Genomic DNA, 12,151 nt, shown 5'->3' with positions numbered 1-12,151 from the left:
TTTGGGTGCACGAGGCTGCGCCCGGACCCTCATCCGCCCCTGCGGGGCACCTTCTCCCGATGGGAGAAGGGAACGGCTCTAGCCCCTCTCCCACCGGGAGAGGGGTTGGGGTGAGGGTCCGGCGCGAAGCGTCTCGCGGAGTTCGGGTACATGAGGCTGCGCCCGTACCCTCATCCGCCCCTTCGGGGCACCTTCTCCCGAGGGGAGAAGGGAACAGCCGACTAGCCCCTCTCCCCCCGGGAGAGGGGTTGGGGTGAGGGTCCGGTGCGAAGCGTCTCGCGGAGTTTGGGTACACGAGGCTGCGCTCGTACCCTCATCTGGCGCTGCGCGTCACCTTCTCCCGATGGGAGAAGGAACAACCCTAGGCCACCACCATCCCGCAACGACGCCGCACCCGCGCATCCGGCACAATGCCGCACGCATGCACGCCCCTTCCGCGCCCGATTTCCGCCTGTACCCGTCCAACGCGCTGGATACCCTGGCCGCCCTGCTCGCCGAGGAACTGCGCCGGCCGGTGCCGGAGCAGCACCTGCTGGCGCCGGAGGTAGTGCTGATCCCGCAGGTGGCGATGCGGCGCTGGCTGCAGTCCACGCTGGCCGCCGCGCACGGCGTCGCCGCCAATCTGGAATTCCTCACCCCCGGCGAATTCGTCGCGCGCGCGCTGGACGCCAACCTCGGCGCGGCCGCCGACGATCTGGACATGGCCACCACGCAGTGGCGGCTGTACGCGGCGTTGCAGGCCGATCTCGGCAGCGACGCGGCACTGGCACCGCTGGCCGGCTACCTGGTCGACGGCGACGTGCTCAAGCCCTGGGCGCTGGCCGGCGAACTGGGCAACGTGTTCGAGAAATACCAGGCCTGGCGCCGCGACTGGCTGCTGCGCTGGGAAGGCGGCGCCGACGCCGACGACCCACAGGCGCGCTTGTGGCGCAGGATCGCCAGCGGCCGCCAGTACCGCGCGCGCCGCATCGGCCAGTACCTGGACCGCTACGCGCGACCCGACGGCCCGTTGCCGCAGGGCCTGCCGAAACGGCTGTTCGCCTTCGCCATCCTCAACATCTCGCCCGACGTGCTGCGCGTGCTCGCCACCCAGGCGCGGGTGGGCACGCTGCACTTCTACCTGCCCACGCCGACCCAGGGCTACTGGGGCGATCTGCAGACGCTGTGGCAGCGCCGCCGCGAGGACGGCGCCGTCGACCTGTTCGCCGCGCAGGTGCAGGAAAACCCGCTGCTGCAGGCCTGGGGCGCGGCCGGGCGCGATTTCATGGCGCTGGTCGGCGACTACGAAGTGGTGCATCCGCTGGCCGAGATCGCGGTCTACGCCGATCCGCTGGCCTCCGGCCAGCGCCCACTCGCCGACGGCGGCCTCGGCGACAGCCTGTTGCGGCGCATGCAGAGCGACCTGTTCCACCGCCGCGCGCCCGCCGTGTCGCCACCGTTGCCGCGGGTGGACCTGGCCGATCCCAGCCTGCAGATCCACGCCTGCCATACCCGCCTGCGCGAACTGCAGGTGCTGCACGACCAGCTGCGCGCGCTGCTCGACGACCCGCGCTTCGACCCGCCGCTGCAGCCGCGCGAGATCGCGGTGCTGTCGCCGGACATCGATCCCTACGTGCCGTACCTGGACGCGGTGTTCGGCGGCCACGGCCGCGACGACGCGCTGCCGTATGCGCTGGCCGACGCCAGCCCGCTGGCCAGCGAGCCGCTGGCCGAAGTGTTCCTGAGCCTGCTCGGCCTGCCGTTGTCGCGCTTCGGCCTGCACGAGATCCTCGACCTGCTGGCCAGCGCGCCGATCGCCGAGGCCGCCGGGCTGGACGAGACCGGGCTGGAGCGCCTGCGCGGCTGGCTGCACGCCGCCGGCGTGCGCTGGGGCCTGGATGCGGCGCACCGGTTCCACCACCAGGCGCCCGCCGACGACGCCTACACCTGGCGCTTCGCGCTGGACCGGCTGCTGCTCGGCCACGCCAGCGGCGCCGAGGACGATATCGCCGGCGTCGCGCCATGGCCGCAGTTGGAAGGCAGCGCGCTGGTGGCGCTGGATACGCTGCTGCGGCTGCTGCGCGTGCTGGACCGCCACCAGGCCATGCTGGCCGAGCCGATGGCCCCGGCCGACTGGCGCGAATGCCTGCTCGGCCTGCTCGATGCGTTGATCCCGCAGGCGCCGTCGGCGCCGCGCGCGCAACGCGCGCTGGACCGGCTGCGCAGCGTGATCGACCAGTTCGCCCGCGACGCCGCGCGCGCCGAATACGCCGGCAAGGTGCCGGCCGAGGTGGTGCGCGCGCATTTCGCCGCGGTGCTGGGCGAATCGGACACGCGCGCGCCGCTGCTCACCGGCGGCATCAGCTTCGGCCGCATGGTGCCGATGCGGCTGCTGCCGTTCCGCGTCATCTGCCTGCTCGGCATGAACGATGGCGACTTCCCGCGCCGCGACCCGGCCGCCGGGCTCAACCGCCTCACCGCCGAGCTGGGCAGCGAGCGCCGCCGCCACGGCGACCGCTCCACTCGCGAAGACGACCGCTTCCTGTTCCTGCAACTGTTCGCCTCGGCGCAGGACGTGTTCTACCTCAGCTATCTCGGCGCCGATGCGCGCGACGGCAGCGTGCGCGAGCCGTCGGTGCTGGTCAGCGAACTGCTGGCCAGCGCCGCGCAGTACCACGCCGACCCGAAGGCCAGCGAAACCCTCGTGGTGCGCCACCCGCTGCAGCCGTTCGCCGCCGCCGCGTTCGGCGCGCTCGGCGAGGACGGCGCCGATCCGCGCCGCTTCAGCTATCGCCGGCAGTGGCGACCGGCGGTGGACAGCCTGGCCGGACAGCGCCAGGCGCTGCTGCCTTGGGTCGCCGCGGCATTGCCCGCGGATGACATGGCCGCGCCGACCAGCGTTTCGATCGACGACCTGCGCCGCCTGTTCGCCGATCCGGCTGGGCAGTTCCTGCGCCATCGCCTGGGCATGCGCCTGCCCGACCCGGCCGGCGAGGACAGCGATCTGGAACCGTTGCTGGCGCCGGGCAGCGGGCTGGAGCAACACGACTTGCAGCAACAGGTGCTGGAGGCGGTGCTGAGCGGCGCCACCGATGCGCTGTACGCCCGCCTGCGCGCGCGCGCGCTGCTGCCGTCCGGGCCGCTGGGCCGGCGCCTGCTCGACGAACGCCTGCGCCAGCTGCGCCCGTACGCGGAAGCGTTCGCGCAGTGGCGTGGCGACGCGCCGGCGCAATCGCAGCGGCTGCAGCTGCACCTCGACGGCGTCGATCTGCATGGTCGCCTGCCCGGCTGGTATGCGAACGGCGTGGGCCGGGTGCAGGTCGGTGCGATCGGCGGCCGCGCCGCGATCCGCCACGGCCTGGAATGGCTGCTGCTGCGCGCCGCCGGCGAGCGCGCGCCGTTCGTGCGTTTCTTCGAAGACGACGACGGCCTCGGTCCGCATCCGATGGACGCGACCGCGGCTGAACCGCTGCCGCCAGCACAGGCGCAGGCGGCACTGGCCGACCTGCTGCGGCTGTATCGGCAGGGCCTGCAGGCGCCGCTGGCGTTCGCGCCTTACAGCAGCTGGAAGTACTACCAGACCGCGCGCAACGACGACCTCGACAAGGCGATCAAGGACGCCGCCGCGCAATGGCAGGCCAGCTTCGGCTGGAGCGAAGCGGCCACGCCGGAATTGCGCCTGGTGCATCGCGGGCGCGACCCGTTCGCCGATGCGCAGCGCTTCGCCGAGTTCGCCGCCACCAGCCACACGCTGTACTCCCTGCTGGAACGCGGCAGCGCCGACAGCGCGCTCGATCCGGCACGGCTGGCCGAAAGCTGGCGGCAGTGGCGCGGCGCGCAGGAGGACGCCGAATGAGCGCCCCCGCCCACGACCCGTACCTGACCCTGCCGCTGCACGGCGTGCGCCTGATCGAGGCCAGCGCCGGCACCGGCAAGACCTTCACCCTGGCCACCCTGTTCACCCGGCTGGTGGTCGAGCGCGGCCTGCGCATCGGCCAGATCCTGGCGGTCACCTTCACCGAAGCCGCCACCCAGGAACTGCGCCGGCGCATCCGCGAGCGCCTGGCGCTCGCGGCGACGCTGGTGCCCGACGCTGCCCCGCTTCCTGTAGGAGCGGCTTCAGCCGCGACAGAGAGCATGGACGACCTGTCGCCGTCCCGGAGCGCAGACACCCCGTCGCGGCTGAAGCCGCTCCTGCAGGAAGCGCCGGACGGCGTTCTCACCCGCGCGATCCTCGACGCGCACCTGGCCGCCAGCGACGAAACCTCCGCCGCCCTGCGCCGCCGCCTGCAGCAGGCGGTGGAGGAAATCGACCTCGCCGCCATCTTCACCATCCACGGCTTCTGCGCGCGCGTGCTGCGCGAGCACGCGCTGGAGAGTGGCCAGACCTTCGCCGCGCCGGAACTGCTGGCCAACGATCGCGACCTGCTCGGCGAAGTCGCCGCCGACCTGTGGCGTCAGCGCGCCGCCGACGCAGCGATGGCCGACGACCTGGTCGCGCTATGGCCGGGCGGACCCGACGCGCTGGCCAGCGACCTGCGCGAACTGGTGCGGCATCCGCACCTGCTGCCGGCGGCACCGGTGCTGGCCGACGATGTCGCCGCGGCCACGCAGCAGGTGCAGGACGCGGCCGCCGCGCTCGCCGCCGCGTTCCACGCGCACGGCACCGCATTCTTCGACGCGATCGCCGCCGCCATCGAAGACGGCGTGTTGAGCAAGGTCAGCTACAAGCCGGAATGGCTGGCATCGCTCTGGCATTGGTGCGACGGCTTCGCCGCCGCGCCTGCGGCGGGCCTCGCGCCGCACGCCAAGCTGATCAAGCTCACGGCAGCGGAACTGGCGTCCGGCACCAACAAGAAATTCGTCGGGCGCACGCCGGCCTCGCCGATGAGTCACGAGATCGACGGCTATCTGGCCGCACTGGCGCGATTGGAAGAAGCGCGCGCCAGGCGCCGCATCCGCCTGCTGCACGCGCTGCGCGGCGATGCAGTGAAGCGGCTGGCCTTGCTCAAGCGCCAGCGCCGCGTACAGACCTACGACGATCTGGTCGATGGCGTCGCGCACGCGTTGCGGCCCGACAGTGCGCAGGCCGAAGCGCTGGCGCGGCGGCTGCGCGCGCAATACGCCATCGCGCTGGTGGACGAATTCCAGGACACCGACGACCGCCAGTGGGCGATCTTTTCCAACGTGTTCGGCGAAGGCGCGCTGGCGCGCGAGGCGGGGCTGGAACCGGCGCTGTTCGTGATCGGCGATCCCAAGCAGGCGATCTACGGCTTCCGCGGTGGCGACGTGCAGACCTACCTGGCCGCGGCCGCCGATGCCGAACCGGCGCCGCCGCTCGGCCACAACTTCCGCTCGCGCCCCGTGCTGCTGGCGGCGATCGATGCGCTGTACGCGCAGGCCGGCTATGCGCAGGCGTTCCTGACCGACGGCATCGCCTTCCATCCGGTGCAGCCCGGCAGCAAGCGCCACGACGCGGAGCTGCAGCGCAACGGCGCCACCGCGCCGGCGCTGACCCTGTGGCGCGCGCCGCAACCTGCCGAATTAGCGCCAGCTGCTGCGACGGCATCCAAGAAATCTCCTAGCAGCAGACCTACCTGGAAATCGGGACTTTCACAGGAGATGTGCACCGATGCCTGTGTAGCTGCAATCCATGGCTGGCTCGCTGATGGCCGCGCTGGCGAGGCAACTATTGAAGGTCGTCCTGTGCAGGCTAGCGACGTTGCGGTGCTAGTGCGCGAGCATAAGCAAGCCACGCGTATTCAACAGGCTTTGGGCGCGATTGGCATTCCCGCGGTGGTGGCTGGCAAAAAAAGCATATTTGCGACTGATGAGGCGCTGGAGCTTTTAACCATTCTGCAGGCGCTGCTCGATCCGGGCGACGACAGCCGCCTGCGCGCGGCGCTGGCGACGGTGCTGATCGGCGAAGACGCCGCGGCGATCGCCGCGCTGGAACACAACGGCGATCGGCACCGCAGCTGGCAACAGCAGGCGCTGGACTGGCGCGAGCGCTGGCAGCGCGGCGGCCCGCTGGCATTGATCGGCGACCTCGGCGCCGCGCACGCGCAGCGCCTGCTGGCGCTGGTCGATGGCGAGCGCCGGCTGACCAACTACCTGCAACTGGCCGAAACGCTGCAGGAAGCCGACACCCGCGCGCTCGGCCCGCACGGACTGGTCGATTGGCTGTCGCGGCGCATCGCCAATGCCGACGACAACGACGAGACCCAGCAGCTGCGCCTGGAATCGGACGCGCGCCGGGTGCAGATCGTGACCCTGCACAAGAGCAAGGGCCTGGAGTATCCGCTGGTGTTCCTGCCCTACGTCGGCATCGGCCGCAGCGACCGCGGCGCCGGCCGCCACTGCGTCGTGCACGCGCCGCCGCTCGGCCGCCAGCTGCACTGGAACACGGGCAAGGACGACCCGGCCTGGAGCGCCGCCGAGGCCGCGTGGAAACAGGAACAGCGCGCCGAGGACGCGCGCCTGCTCTACGTCGGCCTGACCCGCGCCGAGCACGCACTGTGGATCGCCACCGGCCCCTTCCACCAGCACGAGCGCACCGCGCTGGCGGCGATGGTCGGCGACCTGGACGCATTGCAGGCCGCCGCAGGCGAGGGCGCGATCGCCATCGACACCACACCGCCGCCGGCCACGCTGCCGCGCCTGCCGCTGGCCGACGCGATCCAGGTGCCGCCGGCGCGCGTGCCGCAGCGGCATGTCGTGCCGGAGTGGTGGGTGTACAGCTTCACCCAGCTGGCCAATGCCGATGCCGGCGCCGCCGCCGACCCGATGGCCAGCGCCACCGTGGTCGGCAGCGGCGGCAGCGACGAGCCGTCCACCAGCGAGGCCGTCGCGACGACGCTGGACGTGGAAGCGTTCGACCGGCGCTTCACCGGCAACCGTTTCGGCGTGGCCATGCACGACGTGTTCGAACGCTGCGACTTCGCCGCCTGGCGCGATTGGCATCCCGGCCAGCCGGCGCCGGACGGGCAGACCGCGGCACTGCTCGAAGCCCTGCAACGCGGCGGCTACGCCCAGGACGAACTGGAGGATGGCGCGGCCATGCTCACCGCCCTGGTCGGCCACACCCTGACCGTCGCGTTGCCCGAAGGCACCCACCTGGCCGCGGTGCCCGAACCGCAACGCCGCAACGAAATGGAATTCCACTTCGCCATGCGCCCCACCCGGGTCGATGCGCTGCTGGCGCTGCTGCACCGCTTCGGCGTGGTCGGCGAACGCCAGGCGTTCGGCGCGCGCCAGCGCCTGGAAGGCCTGATGACCGGCCTGATCGATCTCACCTACCAGCACGACGGGCGCTGGTACGTGCTCGACTACAAATCCAACCGCCTGCCCAGCTACGACCCCGACGCGTTGGCGCGGGCGATGGCGCACAGCGAATACGAACTGCAGGCGCTGATCTACACCGTCGCGCTGCACCGCTGGCTGCGTTTCCGCCTGGGCGAAGCCTACGACTACGCCCGCGACTTCGGCGGCGTGCGCTACCTGTTCTGCCGTGGCCTGGACGCCACCCGCGACCCCTCGCCGGGCGTCCACGCCTGGCGTTTCGACCCCGCCCTGGTCGCGTCCGTCGACGCCCTCTTCGCCGGCGCCCCGCTCGAGCCCCTCTCCCCTCGGCGACCGCAGGAAGTCCCCGTGGGAGAGAGGGGTTGGGGTGAGGGTACGTCCGCCCACGGAGCCCCCACCCCGTGAACCGACCCAACCTACTAGCCGCCCTCCACCGAAGCGGCACCCTGCGCACCCTCGACCACGCTTTCGCCCAGAGCCAGGTCGAAGCCGCCGACACTCAGCTCGCCGGCGCCGCGCTCAAGCCCCTCTCCCCCCGGGAGAGGGGTTGGGGTGAGGGTACGTCCGCCCACGGAGCGCCCACCCCGTGAACCGACCCAACCTCCTAGCCGCCCTCCATCGCAGCGGCACGCTAAGTCCCCTCGACCACGCCTTCAAAGCCGTCGACGCCCTGTCCGCCGGCGCCGCGCTCGAGCCCCTCTCCCCCCGGGAGAGGGGTTGGGGTGAGGGTACGTCCGCCCACGGAGCGCCCACCCCGTGAACCAGCCCAACCTCCTGGCCGCCCTCCACCGCAGCGGCACCCTGCGCACGCTCGACCACGCCTTCGCCCAAACCCTGAGCCGCCTGGACGCAGAAACCCCCGACCTGGTCCTGGCCGGCGCCGCACTGGCCTCCCTGGCCGTCGCCAGCGGCCAAGCCGGCCTGGATCCCGCCCACGCCAACGTCCTGCTCGACCCACGCGACGGCCCGCCGCCGCAACTCCCGGACCACACCGACTGGCAACGCGTCCTCGCCGCCTCGCGCTGGATCGCCCAGCCCGCGCCGGAGGAGCCGGCGGCCGCCGACTGCCCGCTGGTGCTGGAACACGGCCTGCTCTACCTGCGCCGCTACCGCGAATACGAGCGCCGCCTCGCGCAAGGCCTGCGCCGCCTTGCCGCGCAACCGCTGCCCGCCTTCGACGTCGCTACGCTCGCTCCGCTGTTCGCGCAGCTGTTTCCAAACGCAGCCGCTTCCCCTCTCCCATCGGCGACCGAAGGAAGTCCCCGTGGGAGAGAGGGTGCCCGAAGCGCGGGCGAGGGTACGTCCGCCCCCGACCACCCCACCGACCGCCAAGCCCAGGCCGCCGCACTCGCCCTGCGCCGCGCCCTGCTGCTGGTCACCGGCGGCCCCGGCACCGGCAAGACCACCACCATCGCGCGCCTGCTGTTGCTGCGCATCGCGCAAGCGCAGGCCAGCGCGGCCACCGCCCCGCGCATCGCCCTGGCCGCTCCCACCGGCCGCGCCGCCGAACGCATGGCCGAAAGTCTGCGCGCGGCGGTGACACGCGCGCTCGACCACGGCATCGACCCGGCCCTGGCCGCCGCGCTACCCGCCGGCGCCAGCACGCTGCATCGCCTGCTCGGCGTCATCCCCGACCTGCCGCGCTTCCGCCACGACTCCGACAACCCGCTGCCGTTCGACCTGATCGTGGTCGACGAAGCCTCGATGGTCGACCTGCCGCTGATGTGCAAACTGGTCGAAGCCGTCGCCGACGGCACCCAACTGATCCTGCTCGGCGACGCCGACCAGCTGCCCTCGGTCGAAGCCGGCGACGTGCTCGCCGCCATCCTGCAGGCCGCCGGCCCCGGCGACGCCCTGCAGCCGGACGACGCGCAAGCGCTGCACCCGCTGCTCGGCCATACCCCCAGCGACACGCACAGCAGCGGCGGACTCGCCGGCCACCGCGTGCACCTGCTGCGCGGCTACCGCCAGGCGCAGGGCTTCGAACTCGCGCCACTGGCCGACGCCGTACGCGCCGGCGACGCCGACACCGCGCTCGCCCTATTGCGCAGCGGCGAACTGGCCGGCGTGCATTTCCACGAAGACAGCGAGGACCCGCTCGCCACCCGCCGCGACGCCCTGCTCGCGCACTGGCGCGCCCTGGCCGACGCCGAAGATCCCGCGGCCGCCCTGCGCGACGCCGCCCGCCTGCGCCTGCTCACCGCCGTACGCGCCGGCGCGCAAGGCGCACGCGGCCTCAACGCCCGCATCGAACAACTGCTGGCCGACAGCGGCGCCGGCGCGCGCCGCCTGGGCGCGGCCTCGCCCTGGTTCCACGGCCGCCTGCTGCTGATCACCGAGAACAGCTACCGCCACGGCCTGTTCAACGGCGACGTCGGTATCTGCCTCAGAGATACGCAGGGCGCCCTGGTGGGCTGGTTCGAAGGCGAGGGCGACGGCCAGGTCCGCGGCTTCCACCCCGCCGCACTGCCCGCGCACGAAAGCGCCTTCGCCATGACCGTGCACAAGGCGCAGGGCAGCGAGTTCGACGACGTCTGGCTGCAACTGCCCACCCGCGACGCTCGCGTGCTCAGCCGCGAACTGGTCTATACCGGCATCACCCGCGCGCGGCAGAGCCTGCACCTGGCCGCCAGCGAGGCTGTGTTGCGTGGCGCGCTGGCAAGGCATGCCGCGCGGATCTCGGGATTGGCGTGGCGCTTGGGTGGGGTGGAACAGGTTTCTGCACCGCCGTCGTCAACACTTCAAACAGAAGGCCAGCCGTTCCCCCTCCAAGGCGCATTGTTCTAACCTATTCGGACGAGCCACAACGTTGATCTGATCCGCGTGCCGCAAGCGTTATGGAAACACTCTCATCGCACAGATCAGCCGGCTTCCCACGGCGGACGGGGCATCAGCGACAGGTCGCGCGCGCCATGCACGATGGCGAGAATTTCGACAACTGCCGCGTGCGAGCGATAGATGATGCGGTAATTCTGGAAAAGCAACTCGCGCACTGCAGAATTGCCGGCCTCAGGCACTTCTCGGCCGCGCTCGGGGAACGCTTGCAGCGACTCCGCTGCGTCGATGAGGCGATTGACGAAGAGGTCGGCGTAGAAAACGCTGTCGTGGGCGACATAGTCGCGGATGGCTTGCAGGGAATCGACGGCAGGTTCGGCCCAGACGATGTTCATCGGTCGAGAGCGAAGCGCCTTCTGACTTCATCATGTGGTACCACACGACCTTCTTCGGCTGCACGCAAGCCTTGTTCGATCTTCTGGCGAACGTAGATTTCGTACATCAGGTCGTCCCAACTGGCCTGTTCCGGCAGGCTGCGCACTAGCTGTTCGGCTTCGGTTTTCATGCTGTTGGGCATGGGTGTGCTCCGCTACAGGGACAGGCCTACTTTAGCGAAGAACGGCAGAGGGGAGAAATGGAGCCCCGGCGCAGTTAGCCGCGTTACCCGAGGCACGCCCGTCGCACGGTGCTCCATCGCGACGCGTGGAGCCGCCGCGCCGGCCCGAGAGGCAGCGGCGCGGCGTTCCTTCCAGACCTAGCGCCCCGGCGACGCGCTCACTTGGCCGGAACGCGCTGGTACTCGTCGCTGCCGGTGCGCAGGTGCCCATTGGCCTGGTCGATGGCGAAGTTCACCGTTTCGCCGTCGTTGGAGACCTGCAGCACGTCGTCCTTGTAGATGGCCGGGTAGCTCTCGGTCTTCGGCTTGCGGCTGAAGAACCGCGGCGTGGTGTTGCGCACCATGAAGGAGTCGCCGTTGCGCTCGATGTCCATCGTGTCGTCCTGCGATTCCACATTGACCCAATGGCCGACGAACTTCTCGCCCTCCACCTTGGCGCAGCCGGTCATCAGCATCGCCGCGGCCAGCGCGGCACCCATCCACTTCGTCATTTCCAGCGCTCCGGTATTGAAGTCGGGGCAAGGATGCGCAGTGCTGGATGTATGGGAGGTCAAAATGCCGGGAGCAGGCCGAACGCCGCCCATGGCACTGCGCCGAACAGCAAGGCCGGCCGCCCTGCCACCCCGTCGGCCTCGTCCACGGCACGCCCGACAGCGCACTGTCGGGGTCCTGTCGTGCCCGTGTCGCATCGCCGTCGTCACGGGATGGCGCGATGCGGCAGGATGATGGCTGCACCCAAGCCCGATGCCGAGACGCCGATGTTCCTCGATGCTGCCCGACTGCGCGCGCTGCGCACCGCCCGCCACTGGTCGCAGGAGCAGCTGGCCACGCTGAGCGGCCTGAATCTACGCACCATCCAGCGGCTCGAATCGGGCGCCAAGGCCTCGGCCGAGTCGGTGCAGGCGTTGGCGGCCGTGTTCGAGGTGCCTGCGGAGAGCCTGCTGGCGGGCCGCCCGACGCCTGGCCAACCGGCCCTCGGCGCGATCCGCGAGGGCGTGCTGCGTGGCCTGGACTTCGGCGGCACCACCGCGCGGGCGGATTTCTGGTGGTTCGCGCTCGCCGTGGCCATGCTGCTGGCCTTCGCGCAACTGCTCGCCGACGCGACCGGGCCGCTGCCGGCGCAGTTAACTGGCCTGCTGGTCCTGCTGCCCTGGCTTGCGGCCTGCACCCGCCGCCTGCGCGACGCGGGACTCAGCCCGTGGTGGCAGCTGATCAGCCTGGCGCCGGTCGCAGGCATCCTGGTCCTTCTCTACCTGCTGACCTATCCAACCAAGCAGGGCGAACCAGGCAAGGCGGTGACGAACTGAGCCGGTATCGCCGGCAGATGGGCATCGCCACGTCGTGACCCGGGCGAGGTCGGCTGGCGGCGAGCGGTGAACCTGACCAGGCGTCGTCCCATCATCGCCAGATGCATCCCGCAGGAATGGTGACCCCATGTGCCAGGCCGCGGATGGCTGGCGAGTTGGCGCCGATGGATCG

General features: G+C 71.3%; 8 protein-coding genes. 5 read left to right on the top strand and 3 right to left on the bottom strand.

Translation table 11 applies throughout. The annotated features are described in order from the left end of the window. Positions 1-421: 421 nt before the first annotated feature. From recC to recD, 4 genes are all read left to right on the top strand, one after another. Positions 422-3,835 carry an exodeoxyribonuclease V subunit gamma gene (gene recC, locus JR064_RS11070; protein WP_206229752.1) on the top strand — a complete coding sequence of 1,138 codons (3,414 nt, stop codon included), beginning with the start codon at positions 422-424 and terminating at the stop codon, positions 3,833-3,835. Beyond that, a complete protein-coding gene (gene recB, locus JR064_RS11065; RefSeq protein WP_206229751.1) occupies positions 3,832-7,686 on the top strand; it encodes an exodeoxyribonuclease V subunit beta in 3,855 nt (1,284 codons plus the stop codon). Before recC ends, recB begins: the two co-directional genes overlap by 4 nt. Then, entirely contained in the window at positions 7,683-7,871 is a 189-nt protein-coding gene (locus tag JR064_RS23385; RefSeq protein WP_425510292.1) for a hypothetical protein, read from the top strand. The genes recB and JR064_RS23385 overlap by 4 nt, the downstream gene beginning before the upstream one ends. A gap of 166 nt (positions 7,872-8,037) precedes the next feature. After that, positions 8,038-10,068, top strand: a complete 2,031-nt coding sequence (gene recD / locus JR064_RS11060; protein ID WP_206229750.1) for an exodeoxyribonuclease V subunit alpha — start codon at positions 8,038-8,040, stop codon at positions 10,066-10,068. Between the two features lie 74 nt (positions 10,069-10,142). On the opposite strand, the gene JR064_RS11055 is transcribed toward recD, so the two are convergent. The 3 genes from JR064_RS11055 to JR064_RS11045 form a co-directional block, all read right to left on the bottom strand. Beyond that, complete coding sequence (locus tag JR064_RS11055) at positions 10,143-10,451, bottom strand: type II toxin-antitoxin system RelE/ParE family toxin (RefSeq protein ID WP_206229749.1); 309 nt, start codon at positions 10,449-10,451, stop codon at positions 10,143-10,145. Continuing rightward, a complete protein-coding gene (locus JR064_RS11050; protein ID WP_080627620.1) occupies positions 10,448-10,633 on the bottom strand; it encodes a hypothetical protein in 186 nt (61 codons plus the stop codon). The genes JR064_RS11055 and JR064_RS11050 overlap by 4 nt, the downstream gene beginning before the upstream one ends. A 197-nt stretch (positions 10,634-10,830) precedes the next feature. Next, the gene (locus tag JR064_RS11045) at positions 10,831-11,163 is read right to left on the bottom strand and encodes a hypothetical protein (protein ID WP_179570493.1); all 333 of its coding nucleotides are present in this window, start codon (positions 11,161-11,163) and stop codon (positions 10,831-10,833) included. Positions 11,164-11,346: 183 nt separating this feature from the next. Here JR064_RS11045 and JR064_RS11040 point away from each other — a divergent pair, with 183 nt between their 5' ends. Continuing rightward, the gene (locus tag JR064_RS11040) at positions 11,347-11,979 is read left to right on the top strand and encodes a DUF805 domain-containing protein (protein ID WP_206229748.1); all 633 of its coding nucleotides are present in this window, start codon (positions 11,347-11,349) and stop codon (positions 11,977-11,979) included. Positions 11,980-12,151 lie beyond the last annotated feature (172 nt).

The sequence above is a fragment of the Xanthomonas bonasiae genome (assembly GCF_017163705.1).
GTDB classification, from domain to species: Bacteria; Pseudomonadota; Gammaproteobacteria; order Xanthomonadales; family Xanthomonadaceae; genus Xanthomonas_A; species Xanthomonas_A bonasiae.
This window is presented reverse-complemented; position numbering and strand designations above follow the sequence as displayed.